Origin of the sequence: Chthonobacter albigriseus, from assembly GCF_013839445.1 — a bacterium.
Classification (GTDB): domain Bacteria; phylum Pseudomonadota; class Alphaproteobacteria; order Rhizobiales; family Pleomorphomonadaceae; genus Chthonobacter; species Chthonobacter albigriseus.
On record NZ_JACDIT010000004.1, the window covers coordinates 229541 to 251501 of the forward strand.

The 21961-nt window shown below is 65.8% G+C and carries 24 protein-coding genes and 1 tRNA gene; 6 read left to right on the top strand and 19 right to left on the bottom strand.

What is annotated here, in order from left to right:
* Positions 1-68 precede the first annotated feature (68 nt).
* Positions 69-560, top strand: coding sequence for a TIGR00645 family protein (locus HZ321_RS13335; protein ID WP_425305403.1), 492 nt, complete (start codon positions 69-71; stop codon positions 558-560).
* A gap of 58 nt (positions 561-618) precedes the next feature.
* On the opposite strand, the gene HZ321_RS13340 is transcribed toward HZ321_RS13335, so the two are convergent.
* The 4 genes from HZ321_RS13340 to HZ321_RS13355 form a co-directional block, all read right to left on the bottom strand.
* Positions 619-849 carry a hypothetical protein gene (locus tag HZ321_RS13340; protein ID WP_181702848.1) on the bottom strand — a complete coding sequence of 77 codons (231 nt, stop codon included), beginning with the start codon at positions 847-849 and terminating at the stop codon, positions 619-621.
* Positions 850-1055: 206 nt separating this feature from the next.
* Entirely contained in the window at positions 1056-3971 is a 2916-nt protein-coding gene (locus tag HZ321_RS13345) for a bifunctional diguanylate cyclase/phosphodiesterase (protein ID WP_181702849.1), read from the bottom strand.
* 293 nt (positions 3972-4264) lie between these two features.
* Positions 4265-4340: transfer RNA gene (locus tag HZ321_RS13350), tRNA-Lys, on the bottom strand.
* A gap of 127 nt (positions 4341-4467) precedes the next feature.
* Positions 4468-5091, bottom strand: a complete 624-nt coding sequence (locus HZ321_RS13355; protein ID WP_181702850.1) for a fused DSP-PTPase phosphatase/NAD kinase-like protein — start codon at positions 5089-5091, stop codon at positions 4468-4470.
* 229 nt (positions 5092-5320) lie between these two features.
* On the opposite strand from HZ321_RS13355, the gene HZ321_RS13360 reads away from it, so the two are divergent.
* Together HZ321_RS13360 and HZ321_RS13365 are read left to right on the top strand one after the other, a co-directional pair.
* The gene (locus HZ321_RS13360; RefSeq protein WP_181702851.1) at positions 5321-5617 is read left to right on the top strand and encodes a hypothetical protein; all 297 of its coding nucleotides are present in this window, start codon (positions 5321-5323) and stop codon (positions 5615-5617) included.
* A 131-nt stretch (positions 5618-5748) separates the two neighbouring features.
* Positions 5749-6159 carry a DUF4864 domain-containing protein gene (locus HZ321_RS13365; protein WP_181702852.1) on the top strand — a complete coding sequence of 137 codons (411 nt, stop codon included), beginning with the start codon at positions 5749-5751 and terminating at the stop codon, positions 6157-6159.
* Positions 6160-6166: 7 nt separating this feature from the next.
* On the opposite strand, the gene tgt is transcribed toward HZ321_RS13365, so the two are convergent.
* The 7 genes from tgt to coaD all read right to left on the bottom strand — a co-directional run bounded on the left by tgt (position 6167) and on the right by coaD (position 11473).
* Positions 6167-7330 (bottom strand): tRNA guanosine(34) transglycosylase Tgt, encoded by a 1164-nt coding sequence (tgt, locus tag HZ321_RS13370; RefSeq protein WP_280514491.1) that lies wholly within the window; start codon positions 7328-7330, stop codon positions 6167-6169.
* A gap of 70 nt (positions 7331-7400) precedes the next feature.
* On the bottom strand, positions 7401-7805 hold the full coding sequence (locus tag HZ321_RS13375) for an META domain-containing protein (protein ID WP_181702853.1): 405 nt from the start codon (positions 7803-7805) through the stop codon (positions 7401-7403).
* 33 nt (positions 7806-7838) lie between these two features.
* Positions 7839-8939, bottom strand: coding sequence for a tRNA preQ1(34) S-adenosylmethionine ribosyltransferase-isomerase QueA (gene queA, locus HZ321_RS13380; RefSeq protein ID WP_181702854.1), 1101 nt, complete (start codon positions 8937-8939; stop codon positions 7839-7841).
* Between the two features lie 27 nt (positions 8940-8966).
* A complete protein-coding gene (locus HZ321_RS13385; protein ID WP_181702855.1) occupies positions 8967-9851 on the bottom strand; it encodes a hypothetical protein in 885 nt (294 codons plus the stop codon).
* A 52-nt stretch (positions 9852-9903) separates the two neighbouring features.
* Positions 9904-10383, bottom strand: coding sequence for a peptidylprolyl isomerase (locus tag HZ321_RS13390; RefSeq protein ID WP_181702856.1), 480 nt, complete (start codon positions 10381-10383; stop codon positions 9904-9906).
* Positions 10384-10417: 34 nt separating this feature from the next.
* Entirely contained in the window at positions 10418-10951 is a 534-nt protein-coding gene (locus HZ321_RS13395; protein WP_181702857.1) for a peptidylprolyl isomerase, read from the bottom strand.
* Positions 10952-10978: 27 nt separating this feature from the next.
* The gene (coaD, locus tag HZ321_RS13400; protein ID WP_181702858.1) at positions 10979-11473 is read right to left on the bottom strand and encodes a pantetheine-phosphate adenylyltransferase; all 495 of its coding nucleotides are present in this window, start codon (positions 11471-11473) and stop codon (positions 10979-10981) included.
* A gap of 248 nt (positions 11474-11721) precedes the next feature.
* Between coaD and HZ321_RS13405 the strand changes: the two genes are divergently transcribed.
* The 3 genes from HZ321_RS13405 to HZ321_RS13415 all read left to right on the top strand — a co-directional run bounded on the left by HZ321_RS13405 (position 11722) and on the right by HZ321_RS13415 (position 12871).
* Positions 11722-11985, top strand: coding sequence for a hypothetical protein (locus HZ321_RS13405; protein WP_181702859.1), 264 nt, complete (start codon positions 11722-11724; stop codon positions 11983-11985).
* A gap of 204 nt (positions 11986-12189) precedes the next feature.
* The gene (locus HZ321_RS13410; RefSeq protein ID WP_181702860.1) at positions 12190-12432 is read left to right on the top strand and encodes a hypothetical protein; all 243 of its coding nucleotides are present in this window, start codon (positions 12190-12192) and stop codon (positions 12430-12432) included.
* A gap of 247 nt (positions 12433-12679) precedes the next feature.
* Positions 12680-12871 carry a hypothetical protein gene (locus HZ321_RS13415; protein WP_181702861.1) on the top strand — a complete coding sequence of 64 codons (192 nt, stop codon included), beginning with the start codon at positions 12680-12682 and terminating at the stop codon, positions 12869-12871.
* A gap of 71 nt (positions 12872-12942) precedes the next feature.
* Here the strand turns inward: HZ321_RS13415 and parC are convergent, their stop codons facing one another.
* From parC to HZ321_RS13455, 8 genes are all read right to left on the bottom strand, one after another.
* Positions 12943-15216: a DNA topoisomerase IV subunit A gene (gene parC / locus HZ321_RS13420; protein ID WP_181702862.1), complete on the bottom strand. Its 2274-nt coding sequence runs from the start codon at positions 15214-15216 to the stop codon at positions 12943-12945.
* Between the two features lie 88 nt (positions 15217-15304).
* Positions 15305-16015: a DNA repair protein RecO gene (recO, locus tag HZ321_RS13425; protein ID WP_181702863.1), complete on the bottom strand. Its 711-nt coding sequence runs from the start codon at positions 16013-16015 to the stop codon at positions 15305-15307.
* A gap of 37 nt (positions 16016-16052) precedes the next feature.
* Positions 16053-17057 carry a GTPase Era gene (era, locus tag HZ321_RS13430; protein ID WP_181702864.1) on the bottom strand — a complete coding sequence of 335 codons (1005 nt, stop codon included), beginning with the start codon at positions 17055-17057 and terminating at the stop codon, positions 16053-16055.
* The gene (gene rnc / locus HZ321_RS13435; protein WP_244635852.1) at positions 17054-17791 is read right to left on the bottom strand and encodes a ribonuclease III; all 738 of its coding nucleotides are present in this window, start codon (positions 17789-17791) and stop codon (positions 17054-17056) included. Before rnc ends, era begins: the two co-directional genes overlap by 4 nt.
* Positions 17761-18522 (bottom strand): signal peptidase I, encoded by a 762-nt coding sequence (gene lepB / locus HZ321_RS13440; protein WP_181702865.1) that lies wholly within the window; start codon positions 18520-18522, stop codon positions 17761-17763. Before lepB ends, rnc begins: the two co-directional genes overlap by 31 nt.
* Positions 18523-18675: 153 nt before the next feature.
* Positions 18676-19104 (bottom strand): holo-ACP synthase, encoded by a 429-nt coding sequence (gene acpS / locus HZ321_RS13445; protein WP_181702866.1) that lies wholly within the window; start codon positions 19102-19104, stop codon positions 18676-18678.
* Entirely contained in the window at positions 19101-19649 is a 549-nt protein-coding gene (locus HZ321_RS13450) for a DUF2062 domain-containing protein (protein WP_194304026.1), read from the bottom strand. The genes acpS and HZ321_RS13450 overlap by 4 nt, the downstream gene beginning before the upstream one ends.
* 13 nt (positions 19650-19662) lie before the next feature.
* Positions 19663-21903 carry a RelA/SpoT family protein gene (locus HZ321_RS13455; protein ID WP_181702867.1) on the bottom strand — a complete coding sequence of 747 codons (2241 nt, stop codon included), beginning with the start codon at positions 21901-21903 and terminating at the stop codon, positions 19663-19665.
* Between the last annotated feature and the right edge of the window lie 58 nt (positions 21904-21961).

The window sequence follows — 21961 nt, forward strand, 5'->3', positions numbered from 1 at the left end:
GGCTGGAGCGCTTCGGGCTAGGTAGAAACCACGGATGGTCGAAGCACGGGAGCGGCGCCTTGCACAGAATGGAGAACCTGATCGAGCGGACGCTCCTGGCCAGTCGCTGGATCCTGGTGGTCTTCAACATGGGGCTCGCCATCGCCCTCGGGATCTACGCGATTTCGTTCGGCTACAAACTGTTCAAGGTGATGGTCAACACCTTCACCTACGACGAATCGGACATGATCCTCGCCATGCTCGGCCTGATCGACGCGACGCTCGTCGCCAGCCTGATCGTCATGGTGATGCTGTCGTCCTACGAGAATTTCGTCAGCCGCCTGGACGGGGCCGACGGCGAAATCTCGTTCCTGGGCAAGCTCGACAGCGGCAGCCTCAAGATCAAGGTCGCCTCGTCGATCGTGGCGATCTCCTCGATCCACCTGCTCCAGGTCTTCCTCAACGCCGACAGCTATACCGACTCCAAGATCATGTGGCTCACGATCGTCCACATGGCCTTCGTCTTCTCCGCCCTGATCCTGGGCTTCCTGGAGAAGATCATGTCCAAGCTCAAGGTCTGACGGCCGGCAAAGCCGGCCCTCCCTCGTTCATCGGACAATCCGGTGGGCAGCCGCCAGCCTAGGAGATGGCCTGACGCTCGCAGCCGCTCTTACGCTGCTGGATCGGCAGGATCGGCTTGCGCACGGTCTGCGGCAGCGGCGGCGTTTGCGCATCCTGCGGCGTCACCGTGGTGGTCGGCGGGGCTTCCGGCAGCGGTGCCGGCGCGGGCTGCGCCGCGGCAAGCGAGATCACCGCACATTGGGCCAGCACCGCCACCGCGGCACCGGTCAGGAGAGGAGCAACGCGCATCGTTCGGCCTCCGGCTTGTCTGAGCCAGAGGAGATGGTCGCCCTCGACGCCCCATCTGGCGACAAAACTTTTCGTGAAGTCAGCCACGGCTGGGACTGGAACCGCCGTTTGTTAGCGCGGCGGTTCCAGCCATGGGCGTCGAGGGGCCGCGGGATGACGCCCGTGGCTCCATAATTCTCGTTGAACAGAATCGTTCCAGGCAACGCTCAAACGAGCGCCACGGGACGGGGCACCGACGGGGCGAAGCTGAGCTGGTCAGCCGGCACCGGCCGGGCGAACAGGAACCCCTGCGCCTGCTGGCAACCGATCGCCTTCAAGAGCACCAGTTGCTCCTCCGTTTCCACGCCCTCGGCCGTCGTCGTCATCGCCAGCGTCGTCCCGAGGCCCACGATCGCGGCCACGATGGCCTGCGCTTCAGAGCTGCGGGTCAGGTCAGCGATGAAGGACTGGTCGATCTTGATCTTGTCGAACGGGAACCGCCGGAGGTAACCGAGGCTGGAATAGCCGGTGCCGAAGTCGTCCATGGCGATTGTCACCCCCATCGCGTTCAGTTCCTGGAGCACCTGGAGCACGGATTCGCTGTTCTGGATCAGGACGCTTTCGGTGATCTCCAGCTCCAGTCGGCGGGTTTCCAGGCCCGTCTCGGCGATCGCCTCGCGCACGAGGTCGGGGATGTGGCAGCCGCAGAACTGCGCGGCCGAGAAGTTGACCGCCACCTTGACGTCGCTCGGCCAGTTCCGGGCATCGTGGCAGGCACGCAGCAACACCCACCGGCCGAGTTGCCCGATCAGTCCCGCCTCTTCCGCGATGGGCACGAACAAGGCCGGCGAAACCAGCCCGCGCACCGGATGGCGCCAGCGCATCAGCGCCTCGCAGGATACGATCCGGCCGCCGTTGACGGTGACGATCGGCTGATAGTGGACCGAGAGTTCGTTGTTGAGGATCGCCAGCCGCAGATCCATCTCCAGGGCGCGACGCTCGCGGATCGCCGCGTCCATGCTGGGCTCGAAGAAGCGATAGGTCATTCGCCCGTCCGCCTTGGCGCGGTAGAGCGCGAGATCGGCCTCCTTCAGCAGTTCCCCGGCGTCGGTTCCCGGATCGGAGACCGTGATGCCGATGCTGACGCCGACGTTGACCTGATGACCCTCGATCTCGAATGGCATCCCGACCTGATTAAGGATGCGGGATGCCAGTTCCGCCGCTTCCCCGGGAGTGCAGCCGGTCCGCAGAACGCCGAACTCGTCGCCGCCGAAACGCGCGACGATATCGTCCGGCATCACCGCGTCGCGGACCCGGCCGGCCACCGCCTTCAGGAGTTCGTCACCGATGTGGTGGCCGAGCGTGTCGTTCACGGGCTTGAAGCGGTCGAGGTCCATGTAGAGCACGCCCACCTGGCGGCTCTCGGACAGATCCTCGGCAAGACGTTCGTGGAAGAGCGTGCGGTTCGGCAGGTCGGTCAGCGGATCGTGGCGGGCGAGGTGGGCGATCCGCTCCTCCGCCTTCCGGCGCTCCGTGACGTCCTCGTAGGTGTTGACCCAGCCGCCGCCGTCCATCGGCTCGTAGCTCACCTCGATGATACGGCCATCGTCCAGTTTCTGGTGGATCAACGACGCCCGCCCGCTCATCAACCGCGCGTAGCTGGACGCGATCTGCTGCTCCAGCACGTCCGGAGTCTGGCCGGTGATCTCGCCGTAGTGCTCCAGGACGTCGCGCATCGAGATGCCAGGCTTCACCACATCGGCCGACAAACCGTAGAGCGACAGGAAATTGCTGTTGAACACGGTGACCCGGTAGTCCGGATCCAGCATGCACAGGCCTTGGCTCATGTTGGTCAGAGCCGCGTCAAACCGCGCGTTCTGCCGCCGCAGTTCGCCGTTGAGGATCTCCACCGCGCGGTTGTGGCTCTTCAGGTCCACCATGGTGGATTCCAGTTCGGCCCGCTCCAGGGCCGCGTCGCGGAACTTCGCCAGGGCCCGCGTCATGTCGCCGATCTCGTCGGACGATTTGGCTACGGGCACCGGCAGGTCCAGTTGCCCGTCGGCGATCGCCCGCATGATCCGCGTCAGCGTCTGGATAGGACGCGCCACGCTGCTGCCGGCCCAGGCCCCCGCCGCGCCCGCGAGCACCAGAAGCGCCAGCCCGAGGATCGTCAGGCCGCGCCAGAGCGTCCTGCTGCTTTCCTCGATCGTAGCGATCGGGATCCGGAACACGTAAGACCAGGCCTGTCCGGGCAGCGAGAAGTCCACGGGTTCCGCCACATGGAGTTCGGGTCCGGATGGGCCTTCGACGACCTCCTGCTCCCGCTGCCCCAGCGCCGCGGCCATCACAACATCGGAGGAGTAGCCTGAAAGCAGCGCATCCTTCCCCAGCAGGGCGGCCCGCGGGTGCGCCACGATGATCCCCCGCGACGACAGCAGCGCCGCCTCCCCATCGCCGGCCACCTTCTCCGGCGCCACGAGGGACTGCAGGCCGGCGAGCGTCAGGTCGACGCCCGCGACGCCGATCGGATTGCCTTGCGGATCGAACACCGGCCGGGTGACCGACGTCATCATGACGCTCGTATCGCCCTGCGCCCCGTCGAAGGTCTCCAGATAGGGTTCGATGATCGCTTCCTGGCCGGAGCGGAACGACACGGCGAACCAGTCGCGCTCCAGCTGCTCGGTCTGGTCGGTGGTGACGTCGTAGACGTTGAGGACCGCCTCCTCGCCCTGCCGGATGTAGTAGTAGTTGATCATCCCATTGCGGTCATGGCCCGGCGTGCCGGCGAACGCCGCGTCGTTCCCGTCGAAGGCATCGGGGCGGAAGACCAGCCAGGTTCCGAACAACGTGGGTTCGGCGGCCAGGTTGAGGCGCAGGTATTCCTTCAGCTGCGCCCGGTCCGTGCGCCGGGACTGCAACTGCGATTCCGCCGCCGCCGCGATCGCCCGCGCGGTCGCTTGCGCACGGGCCAGGTCGGCGCGGACCAGGCGCGCCTGGCGCTCGACCGCCGATTGGATCTGCCGGTCGAACAGGGCGCGGGTGCTCGTTTGCGTATAGTAGGCGGCCCCCGCCACCACGAGGGCGAGGCTGGATGCAAGAACCAGAGTAATGAAGATCGATGTCTTTGTTCTGATCGAGTGCATCGGCCGGCCAAACTGGAACCGATGCAGCCTAGTCGTTCAAGGTTCCTTATCGGTGAACGACGGCCAGATTTCACCCTCTTCCACGTCTCCTACCTGCAGGAAAAGTAGTTATCATTGCTACGCATTACTATGTTCCAGATAGGAATTTATTGCAAATCTGATGCAGAATTGAGGCATGATCGTCGATCAGCCCTACCAACGCAGACTTGAATGCGGCATTCAGACCAGGCCGGTTGTCACCCGTCGCTCTGGAACGAACTGCCACCGTTTCGCGGGTACGGAGAAGGGAGAAATGGTGAGCGCGGTGGGACTCGAACCCACGACCCCATGATTAAAAGTCACGTGCTCTACCGGCTGAGCTACGCGCTCGTACGCGGACCTGGAACGCCTATATCCAAAGCCTGCGGTGTCCGGGAAGCGAAACGCTCGATGGCGGCGGGTCGGGCCACCCTCGGACGGGACTGACATAGCCGACGAGGGCTGCTTTCGCAACTGCTCACGAGCCAGGATAGCCGAGCGCCGGCTCCAGGCGCTCGAAGGCTCGCGTCATGGGATAGGCGGGGGTGTAGGGCACCGAGACATGGCCGTAGCGGAACGACAACTGCCATTCCGCCGTCTCCTCGTTCGCGCCCTTCACCGCGGCGAGATAAAGCGCCGAGGCGAGCCCGGTCCGGTCGGCTCCCGCCTTGCAATGCACCAGGATGGGCTTCGGGCTTTCCCGGACAGCCTTCAGATAGGCGTCCACCTGTTCGGCGGAGGGCTCGCGTCGATCGGACCATGGAAACGAGATGAAGGTCACGTGCGCCGCGTCCAGCACCTGCTTCTGCTGATCGTACCAGGGTGTGCCCCGGCTTTCGCCACGCAGGTTGATTACCGTGCGGATACCGCGGTCGGCGATCTCCTCCATCAGGCGGTCGGGACTGAGCTGGCCGGAGCGGTAGAGTTCGCCGGCGACAACCTCATGGAAGTTGCCGCTGACCTGCAGGAACCCCGCCCAACTGCCGGCAAGCACGCCGGAGGCGAGCAAGCCCGCGCCGATGATCGCGATCAGGCGCCGGCGAAAGCGGCCGGCTGCCTGGGATATCGTTGGGATCTGCGACGTCGAGCCGGCAACAGTCATGTGACACTCTGAATCGCCGAGGCGCGTTTGCTCATGTCGCGGATTACCACCGCATTTTCACGGCAGGAAGATGACACTTCTGCCGTACGCATCTCCGCGAATGGCAGGCCTGTGGGCAAGCGGGCACTCTCCTCTCCCGGGAGTGCGCCGCGCCAGGTTGCCAGCCGTGCGAACCCTTGCCGGCCGGCTGCGTTGTCTCACCGCAACCTTCAGCGCCACGGAGCCCGCCTTGCCCAAGCTGACGACCGATCCGGATGCCCCTGAAGCCTCCGGCGCCCTCCGCCTCCACGTCTATCGCGGCGACGATGGCGGCGCCCGCGCCTACCTGGATTTTCGGCCGCCCACGGGGCCGGCGCACCGGATCCCCTTCGGCACCCCGCTGAGGGACGCCCGCACCCAGGCCGCAGCGCTCGCCGAGTCGCTCGGCATCGAGGCGGTACTCGTCTTCGATCCGCTCGATCTGCTGGGTGCCGGCACCGGCGCGGCCATCCATCCGCAAGATCTCAACGCCTCCAACGACGGATGACCGGCCGATTGCGACTTTTTTCGCGCCATGCCCCTTTCCGTGGCGGCTTCGAATGCTAGGCTTCTGACAAGAGGATGCTTTGGCCGTCCTTTTGTCGGCCGATCCCGAACCGGGCTCCTGAGGAGGATGCGATGAAGCGTCTTGCGGGGTGGTTGATTGGGTTCACGCTTCTTGTCACACCGGCATCGGCCGAGGATGCGGGAGCGGCCATCCGCTCCGTCATCGACGGCCAGTTGAAGGCGCTCAGCGCTGGCGACGGTCAGACGGCCTACGGGTTCGCCTCGCCGGGCATCCAGCGCATCTTCCCCAGCCCCGACATCTTCATGTCGATGGTCAAGTCCGGCTACGCGCCGGTCTATGGAGCGAAGTCCGTGGCCTTCGGCCGCCTCAAGGAGAACGGCGCCGGCTACCTTCAGGAGGTGTTCCTCGTCGACCAAGACGGCGAGGAATGGACCGCGCTCTATGCCCTGGAGCAGCAGCCGGACGGCAGCTGGAGGATCTCCGGCTGCCAGCTGCTGAAGCAGGCGCGCGTGTCGGCCTGACCGGACGTCAGCGCGCCGGCAGGTCCCCGATCTCCCACCCCCGCTTCGTCTCGGCTACGAAGGCCGCGTAGCGCTGTGCCTCGATGGCGTCCCGGATGCCCTGCATCAGCGTCTGGTAGTAGGCGACGTTCGCCCAGGTCAGCAGCATTGCGCCCAGCGTTTCGCCGGTCCGCACGAGGTGGTGGAGGTAGGCCCGACTGTAGTCCCGCGCCGCCGGACACGCGCTTTCCTCGTCGAGCGGCCGCGGATCCTCGGCGTGCCTGGCGTTCTTCAGGTTGATCTTGCCGAAGCGCGTGTAGGCCAGTCCGTGCCGCCCGGCCCGCGTCGGCATCACGCAGTCGAACTGGTCGATGCCGCGCGCGACGCTCTCCACGATGTCGTCGGGTGTGCCGACGCCCATGAGGTAGCGGGGCTTGTCTTCCGGCAGCACCGGCGTGGTGATCCGCAGCATCTCCAGCATCACCGCCTGTGGCTCTCCGACGGCCAGCCCGCCGACGGAGTATCCTTCGAACGGGATCTCCTGGAGCCCTGTCGCGCTCGCGACCCGGAGCGCAGGCACATCGCCGCCCTGGACGATGCCATAGAGCCCCTGCCCTTTCTGCGGCCCGCGCATCAGCTCGAACTGTTGCCGGCTCCGCTCTGCCCAGCGCAGGCTGAGGCGCATGCCGCGCTCCACCTCGCCGGGATCGGCCGGCAGGCGCACGCACTCGTCGAGCTGCATCTGGATGTCCGAACCGAGGAGGCCCTGGATCTCGATCGAGCGCTCCGGCGTCAGTTCGTAACGCCGCCCGTCGATGTGGCTCTGGAAGGTGACTCCCTTCTCGTCCAGCTTGCGCAGCTGCGCCAGCGACATCACCTGGAAGCCGCCGGAATCGGTGAGGATCGTGTGCGGCCACGTGGAGAAGCGGTGCAGCCCGCCCAGCGCCGCGACACGCTCCGCACCGGGCCTCAGCATCAGGTGGTAGGTGTTGCCGAGAACCACGTCCGCGCCCGTCGCGCGGACATCGTCCATGAACATAGCCTTCACGGTGCCCTGCGTGCCCACCGGCATGAAGGCCGGGGTGCGCACCACGCCGTGCGGCGTCGTGATCTCGCCGCGCCGCGCCATGCCGTCGGTGGCGATCAGGCGGAAGGAAAAGGGCGGCTTGTCTTCGGTCGAGGGGCTGTTCAAGGCGAGGTCACGCGGCTGTCGGAGGGATGTCGCCGGTCATAGTGCGGCCGGCCCCGCCTCGCAATGCCGGTCAGCGTCCGGCCTCGATAACGACGGCGCCGCTCGCGTCTCGCAGCAACAGCCGCCCGTTCTCGATTGCCCAGGTCTTCACCTGCCGCGTCAGGGCCTGGAGGAACACCCGCTCCGCCTCGTTGGCGGCCGCATCCAGGCAGGCCATCTTGGTGGCGGCCATCGGTCCGAAGTCCAGCCGGTCCGCCTGCACCCGCATCGGCCCCGAAAAGCGATTGCAGCCCGAGAATCCGGAAACCTTTCCCTCGGCGAAGTTCAGCGTAGGCGCCCGGTCTCCTGCCGCCACGAGAGCGCCGGCGACCGCCGACACCGTCCACGGACCGCCGGCAAGGCCACCGTCTGGCCCGGCATGAACGCATCCCGTCATCAGGGTCACCGCGAGAAGTCCGAGGAAGATCAGCCGCATCGTCGTTGCCCCATTCGTGCCGGCTCGCCCGTTCTAACCTGCCGCGCCTTCGCATGGAAACAGCAGCGAAGCATCGCCATAGGAGTAGAATCGGTATCCCGAGGCGATCGCATGCGCATAGGCGGCACGCATCGTCTCCAGGCCGGAAAAGGCGGACACCAGCATGAACAGGGTCGACTTCGGCAGGTGGAAGTTGGTCATCAAGACGTCCACCGCCCGGAACCGATAGCCAGGCGTGATGAAGATCTCGGTCGGCCCGGCGAACGGACGGATGATCCCGTCCTCGCCCGTGGCGCTCTCCAGCAATCGCAGCGACGTGGTGCCGACGGCGACGATCCGCCCGCCGCGCGCCCGGACCGCATTCAGCGCAGCCGCGGTTTCCGTCGAAACGGACCCGATCTCGGCGTGCATCCTGTGCTCCGCCGTATCCTCGGCCTTGACCGGAAGGAACGTGCCGGCGCCGACATGCAATGTCACGAAGTGGCGCTCCACGCCTCGCGCGTCGAGGGCGTCGAACAAGCGTGGCGTGAAGTGCAGGCCCGCAGTCGGGGCAGCAACCGCCCCCTCCTCCCGCGCATAGATGGTCTGGTAGTCCGCCCGGTCGCGCTCGTCCTCCGGCCGCTTGGCCGCAATGTAAGGCGGCAGCGGAATATGCCCGACCGCCGCGATGGCCTCGTCGAGAGCCGGACCGGTCAGGTCGAAGGCGAACGTCACGTCGCCCTCCTCGCCCTTCTCGGCCACCGAACCCTCCAGCCTGCCGAGCAGGCAGACCATCCCGCCGGACTCCGCGCCATCCCCGAAACGGATGCGATCGCCCGGCTTCAGCTTCCTGGCGCCCTTGACGAACGCCTTCCAGCGATCGGCTGCAACGCGCATGTGCAGGGTGGCGGAGAACCGGACGGGCTCGACGCCGTCACGAAGGCGAACGCCCTCCAACTGCGCAGGGATCACCCGGGTGTCGTTGAACACCAGCGCATCGCCGGGCCGCAGCAGGTCGGCAAGGTCGCCGACGCCGCGATCTTCGAGCGTCCTTCCGGGGCGAACGACGAGCATGCGTGCTGCATCGCGCGGATCCGCCGGGCGAAGGGCAATCCGTTCCGACGGAAGCTCGAAGTCAAAACAGGACACGCGCATAGACGTTACCCCGGTCCAAGGGCCAGTTCAGGTCGGCTCTGCGATGGACTGCTCAATCAATCCGCGGAGCGCCGCAACGTGCTCCTGACGCCCCGCCTCCGAACGGTGTCCCATGCTTCCGATGTGGCAGAAAGTCCGGTCGACGAAGGCGCCGGCATTATTCACGAGGCCGGCGGGATGCTCGTCGTCCGCTGGTTCGCTTGGAAACAAAAGCGTTGCGCGATCGAGACCCTTGTAGATCGAGTGCCAGTTGCACCCGCCTGTGTCTAGCCAGAGCGACTGGTCATGATTGAAGTCGAACGTCACATCGCCAAGGGACGCGAGATTGAAGAACGCATATCCGGGCCACAGATACCATGCGCCCGGCGCGAACCGGGACGTTCTTTCCAGTCCGTAAACGGGTTGATTTTCAATGACGTGCGAGACTGGATCCGGACCGAACGGGAAGCAATCGTGGTCGAGCACGCCGAAGCTCACAGGGCGAGCCTTCAGGATCACGTTGCGGACAATCCAGTTGATGGCGATTCCATGACTCCGGTTGATGCTCCACTCCGGGTTCGGCGGCAGCCCGACGTAGAGCACACCGGCGCTGTCGCATATCCGGCGGATCTCGTCGCGAGCCTGTGCTTGGTTTGAGTTGTCGGCGACGATGAGCCGCCATTGCGGCATGTGCCGGGCGACAGCGCGGACCATCAGGTCGATAAGCCAGGGTTTGTTGAAAGCGATCGTCGCGAGGAGCTTCGGGTGCCCCCGCTCGGCAAGGGCGCGCAACACGGCCTCGGTATCCGGGCTTTGACGAGAACAGTAGATCCGGCTAACCAGAGAGTTGCGCCGATACTTGAGGCGATCTGTGATGGGCAGTAGCTTCCGCCAGTCTCGGACAGTATACTTCCGCTTCACAATCTTGGACATGGTCGCCCCCAGCAAAAGAGGTGCCGTCGGTAAACCGACGACACCCTATTTCTCATGCCGCGATGTCGGCTGCGACCTTGACGCTGACCATCTTGTCCGGATCACGGACCGGCTCGCCGCGCTTGATCTGGTCCACGTTCTCCATGCCTTCGATCACCTTGCCCCAGACGGTGTACTGCTTGTCCAGGAAGCGGGCGTCGTCGAAGCAGATGAAGAACTGGCTGTTGGCGCTGTTCGGGTTCTGCGCCCTCGCCATCGAGGCGGTGCCGCGGACGTGCGGCTCGTTGTTGAACTCCGCCTTCAGGTCCGGGTACTGCGAGCCGCCGGTGCCGGTGCCCCGCGGGCAGCCGGTCTGGGCCATGAAGCCCTCGATCACCCGGTGGAACACGATCCCGTCGTAGAAGCCTTCACGGACGAGTTTCTTGATGTGCGCCACATGGTTCGGCGCCACGTCGGGGCGCATCTCGATCACCACGCGACCCTTGGTGGTCTCGATCACCAGGGTGTTTTCCGGATCTTTGTACTCGGCCATTGCGAGGGCCTCCTTCTCTTTCGCTTGGGAAACTTCAGGGCTGCGACGCCAGCCGCGCCGTCACGATCTTGTCCGGATCGGCCGGGGGTTCGCCCTTGTTGATCTTGTCCACGTTCTCCATGCCCTCGGTCACCTCGCCCCAGACGGTGTACTGGCCGTTGAGGAAGCCGCCATCGGCGAACATGATGAAGAACTGGGAGTTGGCGCTGTCGGGGTCCTGCGACCGCGCCGCCCCCACCACGCCGCGGCCGAAGTGGGTGTCTGTGAACTCGGCCGGCACGTCGGGCAGATCGGATCCGCCCATGCCCGTGCCCGTCGGATCGCCTGTCTGGGCCATGAAGCCGTCGATCACGCGGTGAAAGACGATGCCGTCGTAGAACTTCTGACCGACCAGCGCCTTGACGTGCGCCACGTGCTTGGGCGCGAGGTCCGGCCGGAGCGCGATCACCACGCGGCCCTTGGTGGTTTCGAGCACCAGCGTGTTCTCCGGGTCGGCCGCGGAGGCGGCGATCGGCGCGACGGCGAGGAGGACGAAGGCGGCGGCGGCCGCGATGAGGGATCGGATCATGGCGTCTCCTGAAGGTGTCGTTTTGGGTCAGCGGGGTGTGCGGGCCTTCAGCATGTCCGCCACGTCGGGCGGAACGAAGGCCGAAAGATCGCCGCCGAGCGCGGCCACCTGGCGCACCAGGCTGGAAGCGATATGGCGCACATCCGCCGAGGCGGCGAGGTAGATCACGTCGATCTCCGGTGCGAGGGCGGCGTTCATGCCGGCCATCTGCGCCTCGTAGTCGAAATCGGTCGTGTTCCGGATGCCTCGAACGATCACGCCCGCCCCGTGCGCCCGCGCCGCATCCACCACGAGCCCGTCGAAGGTGACGATCTCGATCTGCGCGCCGGTCTCCGCCCGGATGGACTCCACGGCCCGACCGATCATCGAAATCCGCTCTTCTGCGCTGAAAAGCGCCTTCTTGGCGTGGTGCACGCCGATCGCGATCACCAGCGTCTCGAACAGCCGCGCGGCCCGGCGCACCACGTCGATGTGGCCGAAGGTGATCGGGTCGAAGGATCCGGAATAGAGCGCCGTTCTCATGGGAGGAAACGCTTAGCTGAACCGCTGGAGGATCACAACGGGGGCAGCCGCCGGCCCGCTCCCCCGCGTTGCGTCCCGCCCTGTCCGCCCACCCCTTCTGGGCCAGGCGGGCCGGAGGAGAAACACACCGGTAAGCAAGTATTAAGCTTGTCGAACGGTCAACGGGATCAATCGCCTTTGAGTAAGACTTGAATAAGCATTGCGACCGAAACTTGGTCTCACGGGGCACTTCAGTGGAGGAGGGGACAATGATCCATATCGCGTTTCCCGCGCAACTGAAGCGTGTCGGCCTGGCGGCCGCCGCGTCCGTGGTGGCCTTCGGGCTCATCGGCGCCTCGACATACGAATTCTCTCTCATCGGCAAGGCCGACCGACCGCCGTCACCGGCCGACTGCCGGTCTGACAGGATGAGCGGCGTCGGAGACTGCGCCGGCATAGATCTGCCGATGACCACGACCGAGGCCTACGAAGTGGCTCCGGGCTTGACAATCGTGGAACGGGTCGACGGCTGAGACCTCCCTCCGGAGGAACCAATCTCACCGACCTGTGTTGATGTGAGTACAAGATCTACACGGATCTTTGAGTGGGTTGTTCATCAGGTATCTCGTAACATGACAGCCATGGAAACATCTGTACCGTCCCACTCAGCGTATCGCGCCCAAGTCGTCGCGAACGATGCTTTCGAGTTGGCCGGCCAAAGAGGTAGGGACATCATCATGAAGTCCTCGACGACACTCGTGACGTTCGGCTGCGCCGCGGCGGTCGCCCTGGCGCTCGTCGGAGCCGCCTACGCCGTCGACGTTCCCGCCGGCGAAAAGTCCGACCTGATCCAGAAGGGCGACCTGATCGCCCCCACAGTCTCGGTCAGCCCCGATACCCTCACCGTCGAGGAGGTGAACCTCGACGCCGGTATCTCCAACCTGATCCGGATCGACACGCAGCCTTCCGCGGCTCTCTGAACGGCGACCACCGGCAAGTGAGGTTGTCGTTTACCGTCCATCGCAGCGAAACATTCATTTGTTCACGATGTTTGTAGCGCCCGGCACCCACAGGGATTGCCGGGTGCATTTTTTTACGACCGTTCTGTTACCGACAAAAAAGATTGGATCTTAACCGTGCTCCGGGGCGTTCCGGTCGGGCAAAGAGGACAGGTGGCAGAAGCCGCCGTCGGACCCGGAACCCAGAAGTCCCACCAGAGTCGAGTACATGTTCAACAATTATCTCGTCGAAGTCGGAAACCACCCCGTCGGCATTCTGGTCAAGGAGGGTGAATCCTACGCCTTCCATGCTCTCGACAGTGAAGTCACCGGCCTGGAGGGCCTCCGATTCCCGGACGCGGTCGCAGCCGAGCGCGCCGCCCGCAAGGCGATCGGCCGCCACCCGCGCAAGCAGGCCTGACAACCAGCCGCGACGATCACGGCCCGCGTTGCTTCGCGTAACGCGGGCCCTAGTCGCCAACTCGGTCTCCGTCAGAAGCCGCGCGGCCCGAATCGGTTGGTCTTCGGGAATCCGGTTGGCGGCAGCCGTCCTGCCGTCGCGCGGTCGCCCAGCCAGTCAGCCAGATCCTGCATCGTGCGCAGGAATACGCGGCCGCCCGCATCCGTCCAGGTCAGCCCCTTCTCAGCCGTGAACACCCGCACGTCCGCCACACCGCCGTCCTTGTAGCGTTGCAGGCGCACGCCCTTGCCGCGCGTCATCTCCGGCACCTGGGACAGCGGAAACACCAGGAACTTCCGGTTCTCGCCGATCATCGCCACCTGATCGCCGTCGGCCTCCGCAACGCGGATCGCTTTGGCGCCCGAACCGAGGTTCAGCGCCTGCTTGCCCTTGCGCGTGTTGGCGACGAGGTCCGCCTCCGCCGTCACGAAGCCATAGCCGTCGCTGGACATCAGGAGCAGCTTGCGGTCGGGCTTGTGGACGAACACATCGACCACGTCGGCCCCTTCGTCCAGGTCCACCATCAGGCGAACCGGCTCGCCCGTCGACCGTCCGCCCGGCAGCTTGTCTGCGCCTACCGTGTACATCTTGCCCGCATCGGAGAACACCATCAGCTTGTCCGTAGTCTCCGCCTTGAAGGAGATCGCGAGCTTGTCGCCGGCCTTGAACTGCAGGCCGGAGAGGTCCGCGATATGGCCCTTGAGCGCCCGGATCCAGCCCTTCTCCGACAGCACCACGGTGATTGGCTCACGCTCGATCAGCGCCTGACTGACGTCCTCGGCCTGGTGCACCGAGGCGGACCCGAAGCCGGTGCGGCGCTTGCCGAGCGGCGTGTTCGGGCCGAAAGCTTTCTTCACTTCGCCGATCTGCCACTTCACCGTCTTCCACTGCTTGGCCTCTGAAGCGAGCAGCGCCTCGATCCCGGCCTTCTCCTCGCTGAGCTCGGCGTGCTCCTTGCGGATCTCCATCTCCTCCAGCTTGCGCAGATTGCGCAGCCGCATGTTGAGGATGGCGTCCGCCTGGACCTCGTTGAGTTCGAAGGCGGCGATCAGTTCCTTCTTCGGCTCGTCCTCCTCGCGGATGATCCGGATCACCTCGTCGAGGTTGAGGTAGGCGATGATGTAGCCGTCCAGCAGTTCCAGCCGGCGGACGATCTCATCCAGCCGGTGTCTGGACCTGCGGATCAGCACCTCGCGCCGGTGGTCCAGCCACTCCACCAGCACCTGCTTCAACCCGATGACATTCGGCACCTGACCGCGCGACAGCACGTTCATGTTGAGCGGAATGCGCGATTCCAGCTCGCTCAGGCGGAACAGCGCCTCCATCATCAGAGCCGGATCGACGTTGCGGCTCTTCGGCACGATGACGATCCGGATATCCTCCGCGCTCTCGTCGCGGATGTCCTCGATCAGCGGCAGCTTCCGCTCCTGGACCAGTTCGGCGATCTTTTCGATCAGCCGCGACTTCTGGACCTGATAGGGGATCTCCGTGATAACGACCTGCCAGGTGCCGCGGTCGAGGTCCTGCTTCTCCCACTTGGCCCGCACCCGGAACCCGCCGCGGCCGGTCCGGTACGCCTCACGGATCGTCGCGGCGTCCTCCATGATCACGCCGCCCGTCGGGAAGTCGGGCCCCAGGATCGGACGTCCCGTCGGCGCCATCGGATCGTCGACCAGATCCTCGATAGTGGCGTCAGGCCGATCGATCAGGAGCATCGCCGCATCGCAGAGTTCGGCGGCGTTGTGCGGCGGGATCGATGTCGCCATGCCGACCGCGATGCCGGACGAGCCGTTCGCCAGGAGGTTCGGGAACGCCCCCGGCAGGACGATCGGCTCCTTGTCGGTGCCGTCGTAGGTTTCGCGGAAGTCGACAGCGTCCTCGTCCAGACCGTCGAGCAGCAGCCGCGCCACCTCCGTCAGCCGCGCCTCGGTGTAGCGCATTGCCGCGGCGTTATCGCCGTCCACGTTGCCGAAGTTGCCCTGCCCGTCCACCAGCGGATAACGCTGGGAGAAGTCCTGCGCCAGCCGAACCAGCGCGTCGTAGACCGACTGGTCCCCGTGCGGGTGGTATTTGCCGATGACGTCGCCGACCACGCGCGCGCACTTCTTGAACGCCGCGCCCGGGTCAAGCCGCAGCAGTCGCATCGCATAGAGCACGCGCCGATGCACCGGTTTCAGCCCGTCACGCACGTCGGGCAGCGCCCGGTGCATGATCGTGGAGAGCGCGTAGGCGAGATAGCGCTCCTCGAGCGCCTCCCGCAGATTGACGGGCTCGATGCCGCCGGAGGGAATCAGATCCTTGCCCATGCCCCATTGGGTAGAATCAGGAACGGATCGGGGCAACCGCAAGCGCGGCCGGAACGGCAGAATTCCGGGGATTGCGCCCTTTTTGACGTCAGATCCGCGCCAACAGCTGCGCCCGCGCTTCCGACAGAGGGATCGCGCGCGGATCCGCCACGTGGCGGTCCAGGAAGTAGCCCGTCAGCTGGAACGCCGCACGTAGGTCGTCGGCCTCCGGGATGATCGACGCATCGCGCAGAAAGGCCGGCAGCGGCAGCATGCGGTCGCGGTAGGGCTCGCCCGCCGCCCGGCTTACCGCCCGCGCGCTCTTCGGGCTGACGTAGACGAGATCGGTCGTCGCCCCTGTCGCCGCGCAGGCGGAAAGGTCCAGGCCGAAGCCGAGCTCGTCGAGCAGCGCCAGCTCGAACCGGACGATCAGCCGTCCGACGTCGAGCGCGTTGTCCATGTGGTCCAGGATGATTTCCGTCGCTTCGTAGAGCGCCGGATGAGGGTCGCGTTCGGCAAGATACCGGAGGTGGGCGGCGATGATCTGCACGCCGTAGACGCCGACCGCGCTCTCCATCAGCCGTGCGGCGCGCGCGGTCACGAGTTCGGCGGTGAACATGCCCAGATGCGCGTCGAGCCGCGCCCGCCACGTCAGCTGCACCGTGTTGCCGGCCTGGAGCACAGCCGCCACCCGCCTCCCCCGCCCGCCTTTCACCAGCCCCATGTGCCGCCCCCGCTCGGCGGTCATCACTTCCAGGATGACACTGCCTTCCCCGTGGGGCCGGCTGCCGAGAACGATGGCGTCGGAGGTCCATTCCATGCGGCGGCTTCAACGTAGAATGTGGATCGGCTCCGTCCTATTTCCGTGGATACTCCAGGCCCATCTCGCGGTAACGCTCCGGATCGTCCGACCAGTTCTCGCGCACCTTAACGAACAGGAACAGGTGCACCGGCCGCTCCAGGATCTCCTGAAGTTCCTGCCGTGCGGTCATCGAGATGGCGCGGATCGTCTGCCCGCCCTTGCCGAGCACGATCTTGCGCTGGCTTTCGCGTTCCACGAACAGCACCTGCTCGATCCGCACCGATCCGTCCTTCTGCTCCTTCCAGCCTTCGGTCTCGACCGTCGAGGCGTAGGGCAGCTCGTCGTGCAGGCGCAGGAACACCTTCTCGCGGGTGATCTCGGCCGCCAGCATGCGCATCGGCAGGTCGGAGATCTGGTCCTCCGGATAGAGCCAGGGGCCCTCTGGCACATGGTGCGCGAAGTACTTCAGCAGGTCCTTCACGCCCGAGCCGTTCAGCGCCGAGACCATGAAGGTCGCATCGAACTGGCCGCGCGCGTTGAGGTCCTGGGCGAGCGCCAGCAGGCTTTCCCGCTTCACGGTGTCGATCTTGTTGAGGATGAGCACCTTCGGCCGCTTCAGGTCGCGCATCCGGTCGACGATCGGCGACGTGTCCTCGTCCACGCCCTTCTTCACGTCGATGAGCAGCGCCACCACGTCCGCGTCCGCAGCGCCGCCCCAGGCCGTGTCGACCATGGCGCGGTCCAGCCTGCGCTTGGGCTGGAAGATGCCAGGGGTGTCCACGAAGATCACCTGCGCCCGGCCGGCCATGGCGATCCCGCGCATGATCGCGCGCGTCGTCTGCACCTTGTGGCTGACGATCGAGACCTTGGCACCGACGAGCTTGTTGAGCAGCGTCGACTTGCCAGCGTTCGGCGCGCCGATCAGCGCGACGAAGCCGGCGCGCGTCGGCCCGTCCGTCGGAAAGCCGGCGTCGGCAGCCTCGTCGTCGGCGCCGTCATTCGGCTCACCTTCCAACTCGCCCTCGAAGTCGTCGTCGATCTCGTCGTCGCGATCGGTCATGCTGTGCTCCACAGGCCCTCGCGGGTCAGAACGTCCTGCGCGGCCGCCTGTTCAGCCTCGCGTTTCGATTTGCCTTTGCCCTCGCCGGCGTAGCGATCGGCGATCGTGACGCGCACCGTGAACTCGGGCGCATGGTCCGGACCGGACCGATCGATCGCCTCGTAGGCCGGCGTCGGCAGCGCGCGGCCTTGCGCCCACTCCTGCAGCGTCGTCTTCGGGTCGCGCAGCGTACCCGAAAGCTGCTCCATCCGCGGCCGCCAGTTGCGTTCCACGAAGGCCTTCGCCGGCTCGAAGCCGCCATCCAGGTAGATCGCCGCGATCACCGCCTCCGCGACGTCGCCGAGGATGGCCTCCTTGCGCCGTCCGCCCGATTGCCGCTCGCCCGCTCCGAGCCGGATAGCCGCGCCGATGTCGAGCGCGACGGCGACGTCGGCGCAGGTTTCTCGGCGGACGAGCTGGTTGAGGCGCCGCGCCAGATCGCCCTCCTCGGCCTTGGGATAGGCCTTGAACAGCATCTCGGCGACCACCAGCGCCAACACCCTATCGCCCAGGAACTCGTGCCTCTGGTAGCTCTCGTGAGCCACCCTGTCACCTGGTACGGCACTGCGGTGGGTCAACGCCCGTACCAGGGCCTCGCGGCTCTTGAAGGTGTATTCCAGCCGCGCCTGGAGCGCTTCAAGCGATTTGGCGAACGCCGGATTCATCACCCCAGCGTCGAGAACATGCGGTCCCATCGGACCGTCCAGGGCCACGTCCAGACCATCCACGGCTTGGCGTCCTGGTCCATCGAGAAGAAGATGACCTGGGCTTTGCCGACGAGGTTTTCCATCGGCACAAAACCCACCCCGGACGAATCCACCCGGCTGTCTGCCGAGTTGTCGCGGTTGTCGCCCATCATGAAGAGATGGCCGGGCGGCACCTCGAACACATCCGTGTTGTCCGCTGCGCCGTTCGGGATCGCGTCGAGCGTCAGGTAGCTGACCCCGTTGGGGAGCGTCTCGCGATACCGGGTGACGCGGATCTCCTCGCCGAGTGCGCTCTTTTCAACGAAATCGTCCACTTTCTCCCGCGCAACAGGCTTGTCGTTCAGGAACAGCGCGCCGTCCTTCATCTGGATCTTGTCGCCGGGCAGGCCGATCACGCGCTTGATATAGTCGGTGGAATTGTCCAGCGGCAGCTTGAACACCGCGATGTCGCCGTGCCGCGGTGCCGCCGACCAGATCCGCCCCTCGATCGGCACGGCGCCGAACGGGAAGGAGTAGCGGCTGTAGCCGTAGGAGTACTTGGAGACGAAGAGGTAGTCGCCGACCAGCAAGGTCGACATCATCGATCCCGAGGGGATCGAGAACGGCTGGAACAGGAAGGTGCGGACCACCAGGGCGAGAAGAAGCGCCTGGATCACGACCTTGATGGTCTCGCCCAACCCGCCGCCCTTGCTGGCTTCCTTGTTGCTCGTCACGCTCATGACCGTTCTCTTCTGGGTCACCCGCCGGACCCGTCGGCGCCTTGATACCGGCTCGCTGGATGCCGCGCAACGCGTGACGATGAAAACGAGCGGAATTGCGGCAGATGACGGCCCTCCGGCCGGGCGAACTGTTGGAAAACTGCCGCTACAAGGCTAGCCCGTCGTCTGTGCCGCCCCCGGCCAGTTCTCCGGCCACGCCGAGATCACTACGAAAGCTTGCGCCCAGGGGTGGTCGTCAGTGATCGTGAGGTCGATGCGGGCGATCAGGCCGGCGGGCGTCAGCTGCTCCAGCTGCCGGAGCGCGCCGCCGGTCAGCACCACCGTCGGCTTGCCGCTCGGCAGGTTCACCACCCCCATTTCACGCCAGTTGACGCCCATCCGGATCCCGCTTCCGAGCGCCTTGGAGCAGGCCTCCTTGGCCGCGAACCGCTTGGCGTAGGACGCCGCCCGTTCTTTCCTGCGATCCGATCGCGCCCGTTCGACCTCCGTGAAGACCCTGTTGGTGAAGCGGTCGCCGAACCGCTCCAGGGTCTGCTCGATCCGCCGGATGTCGATCAGGTCGCTGCCTATCCCGATGATCATGACGAAACTCCCGGCCGCGGCGCCATGCTGCGGATCTCCGCCATCCGCGCCCGCCGGCGGCGCTGGAACCCGGCCACCGCCGGGTAGACGACCGCATAGGTGCAGAGCGCCAGACCGCTTCCCAGGATGATGCCGCCGATCAGCAGCGGCTTGAACAGCGGCCAGATGTCGGCAAGGCCCGCGGAGGCGAACGGCACGGTCTTCTCCGCCCCCTCCCCGGCAAACGCGGTCCCGATCTCGTAGTCCATGGCCAGGATCAGCGGAATCGTCAGCGGGTTGGCGAGCAGTGTGCCGATCGCCGCGGCGAAAATGTTGCCGCGGATCAGGAACGCCAGCGCGATGCCGAGCAGGATGTGCAGGCCGATCAGCGGCGTGGAGGCTGCGAAGATTCCGGCGGAGGCACCGGCCGCCACGCCGTGCGGCGACGCCGAAAGACGCAGGATCCGCTTCCACAGATAGCGAAGGGCGCGCCGCCAGCCGGACCGCGGCCAGACCGCGTGCCGCACGTTCTCCCGAAAGGACCGGCGCGCGCGGCGCTTGAACATGTCGCCCTCCGGCTCAGCCGTTCACCCGCTCGACCCGGCTGACGTTATGCACCGTCCGCAATTGGTTGATGATGCGGTTGAGGTGCTTCAGGTCCCAGACTTCCAGGTCGATTACCACATCATGGAAATCTGTCGTTCTGCGGGCCATGCGGATGTTGTCGATGTTGCCGTCGTTATCTGAGATCGTCTGAGCGATTCGGGCCAGCGAGCCCGGTTCGTTGAACGAGTGGATGGAGATCTGCGCCGGGAACCGGACCTGATCGCCCGCGTCGATGTCCCACCGCACGTCCAGCCAGACGTCGGGGTGATCGTCATAGGGCTTCAGCGCTGGCGACTGGATCGGATAGATCGTGATCCCCTCGCCGGGGGTGAGGATCCCGACGATCCGGTCGCCGGGCACCGCGCCGCCGTTCGGGGCGAAGCGCACCGGGAGGTCTGCCGCGATGGATCGCACCGGCAGGCCGCCGGTGCCGCTCTCCGACGAGGCCATGTAGCGGAACTTCACGCCGGTCTGCCCTGCGAAGGAGAACCATCCCTCCTCCGCCCGCTTCATGTCGCCGCGCTGTACCGTCGCCCGCTCGTCCTTGAAGTCCGGATAGGCCGCCTTCAGCACGTCGGACGACGGGATCTCCGCCCGTCCGACGGCCGCCAGCAGGTCGTTCACCGTCGGCTGTCCCAGCCGCGGCAGGGCGAGCTCCAGCACTCCGTCGGAAAAGTCGCGCTTGGCGCGCTGGAAGGCGGCGGCAAGCACCTGGCGCCCGAGGCTGGAGAACTGCTTGCGCGTCGCCTCGCGGGTCGCCCGGCGGATCGCCGCCCGCGCCTTGCCGGTGATCGCGATCGTCTCCCACGTCGCCGGCGGGATCTGCGCCTTCGACCGGATGATCTCCACCTCGTCGCCGTTCTGGAGCTGCGTGACGAGCGGCATGATCCGTCCGTTCACCTTGCACCCGACGCAGGTGTTGCCGACGTCCGTGTGCACCGAATAGGCGAAGTCTATCGGTGTCGCGCCCCGCGGCAACGCGATCAATCGCCCCTTCGGGGTGAAGCAGAACACCTGGTCCTGGAACAGCTCCAGCTTGGTGTTCTCCAGGAACTCCTCCGGGCTGGATCCGTCGGACAGCGATTCCACCGTCCGCCGCAGCCAGGCGTAGGCCCGGCTCTCCTCCGACAAGCGCGGCAGCGGCCGTGCGACGGTGCCGGTTTCCGCCCCATTCCCGCCGGAAGCATCCTTGTAGAGAGCGTGTGCCGCGATGCCGTATTCGGCCACGCGGTTCATCTCCTGCGTCCGGATCTGCAGTTCGACGCGTTGCCGATGCGGGCCGACCACCGTGGTGTGCAGCGATCGGTAGTCGTTCTGCTTCGGCGTCGAGATGTAGTCCTTGAATCGCCCAGGCACCGATGGCCACACCGTGTGCACCACGCCGAGCGCGCGGTAGCACTCGTCCATCGTCCCGACCATCACCCGGAAGCCGTAGATGTCCGACAGCTGTTCGAAACCAAGCTGCTTGGTCGTCATCTTGCGGAACACCGAATAGGGCCGCTTCTGCCGCCCTTTCACGGTCGCCGCGATCCCATGGCTCGCCAGATGCTCGGACAGTTCGGTTTCGATGTCCTTGATCAAGTCCATGTTGCGCGAACGGATATCCTCCAGTCGCGTGGTGATGGTGGAGAACGCGTCTGGGTTCAGCGTCTTGAAGGCGAGATGCTCCAGTTCCTCGCGCATGTCCTGCATGCCCATGCGGCCGGCCAGCGGCGCATAGATCTCCATCGTCTCTTCGGCGATCCGGGCCCGCTTGGCCTCCGGCACGTAGTGGAGGGTGCGCATGTTGTGCAGCCGGTCGGCGAGCTTGACGAGCAGCACGCGCACGTCCTCGGAGATCGCCAGCAGCAGCTTACGCAGATTCTCCGCCTGCTCCGTCCGCTTGGACACGAGGTCCAGCTTCTTCAGCTTGGTCAGGCCCTCCACCAGCCGGCCAATGCCTTCGCCGAACAGCTGGTCGATCTCCGCGCGGGTGGCGTCGGTATCCTCGATCGTGTCGTGCAGCAGCGCGATCACGATCGTGGCCTCGTCCACGTGCAATCCGGTCAGGATCGCCGCCACCTCGAGCGGATGGGAGAAGTAGGGATCTCCCGACGCACGCGTCTGCAGCCCGTGCTTCTGCATCGCGTAGACGTAGGCGCGGTTGAGCAGCGCCTCGTCGCAGTTCGGGTTGTAGCGTTGAACCCGCTCGACGAGTTCATACTGCCGCATCATCGGTCGAACGACCCACCAGGTATCCCGGCGGCAGCGATGCGCCGGTGAAGGTTCCAGG

Coding starts and splice junctions, on each gene's coding strand:
- HZ321_RS13450 (WP_194304026.1), bottom strand. CDS start 19,649: ATGTTCAAGCGCCGCGCGCGCCGGTCCTTTCGGGAGAACGTGCGGCAC.
- HZ321_RS13415 (WP_181702861.1), top strand. CDS start 12,680: ATGTTCAACAATTATCTCGTCGAAGTCGGAAACCACCCCGTCGGCATT.
- HZ321_RS13410 (WP_181702860.1), top strand. CDS start 12,190: ATGAAGTCCTCGACGACACTCGTGACGTTCGGCTGCGCCGCGGCGGTC.
- HZ321_RS13340 (WP_181702848.1), bottom strand. CDS start 849: ATGCGCGTTGCTCCTCTCCTGACCGGTGCCGCGGTGGCGGTGCTGGCC.
- lepB (WP_181702865.1), bottom strand. CDS start 18,522: ATGAGCGTGACGAGCAACAAGGAAGCCAGCAAGGGCGGCGGGTTGGGC.
- queA (WP_181702854.1), bottom strand. CDS start 8,939: ATGCGCGTGTCCTGTTTTGACTTCGAGCTTCCGTCGGAACGGATTGCC.
- HZ321_RS13335 (WP_425305403.1), top strand. CDS start 69: ATGGAGAACCTGATCGAGCGGACGCTCCTGGCCAGTCGCTGGATCCTG.
- HZ321_RS13365 (WP_181702852.1), top strand. CDS start 5,749: ATGAAGCGTCTTGCGGGGTGGTTGATTGGGTTCACGCTTCTTGTCACA.
- HZ321_RS13345 (WP_181702849.1), bottom strand. CDS start 3,971: ATGCACTCGATCAGAACAAAGACATCGATCTTCATTACTCTGGTTCTT.
- HZ321_RS13390 (WP_181702856.1), bottom strand. CDS start 10,383: ATGGCCGAGTACAAAGATCCGGAAAACACCCTGGTGATCGAGACCACC.
- HZ321_RS13455 (WP_181702867.1), bottom strand. CDS start 21,903: ATGATGCGGCAGTATGAACTCGTCGAGCGGGTTCAACGCTACAACCCG.
- HZ321_RS13375 (WP_181702853.1), bottom strand. CDS start 7,805: ATGCGGCTGATCTTCCTCGGACTTCTCGCGGTGACCCTGATGACGGGA.
- HZ321_RS13395 (WP_181702857.1), bottom strand. CDS start 10,951: ATGATCCGATCCCTCATCGCGGCCGCCGCCGCCTTCGTCCTCCTCGCC.
- recO (WP_181702863.1), bottom strand. CDS start 16,015: ATGGAATGGACCTCCGACGCCATCGTTCTCGGCAGCCGGCCCCACGGG.
- coaD (WP_181702858.1), bottom strand. CDS start 11,473: ATGAGAACGGCGCTCTATTCCGGATCCTTCGACCCGATCACCTTCGGC.
- era (WP_181702864.1), bottom strand. CDS start 17,057: ATGACCGATCGCGACGACGAGATCGACGACGACTTCGAGGGCGAGTTG.
- HZ321_RS13355 (WP_181702850.1), bottom strand. CDS start 5,091: ATGACTGTTGCCGGCTCGACGTCGCAGATCCCAACGATATCCCAGGCA.
- HZ321_RS13405 (WP_181702859.1), top strand. CDS start 11,722: ATGATCCATATCGCGTTTCCCGCGCAACTGAAGCGTGTCGGCCTGGCG.
- parC (WP_181702862.1), bottom strand. CDS start 15,216: ATGGGCAAGGATCTGATTCCCTCCGGCGGCATCGAGCCCGTCAATCTG.
- rnc (WP_244635852.1), bottom strand. CDS start 17,791: ATGGGACCGCATGTTCTCGACGCTGGGGTGATGAATCCGGCGTTCGCC.
- acpS (WP_181702866.1), bottom strand. CDS start 19,104: ATGATCATCGGGATAGGCAGCGACCTGATCGACATCCGGCGGATCGAG.
- HZ321_RS13385 (WP_181702855.1), bottom strand. CDS start 9,851: ATGTCCAAGATTGTGAAGCGGAAGTATACTGTCCGAGACTGGCGGAAG.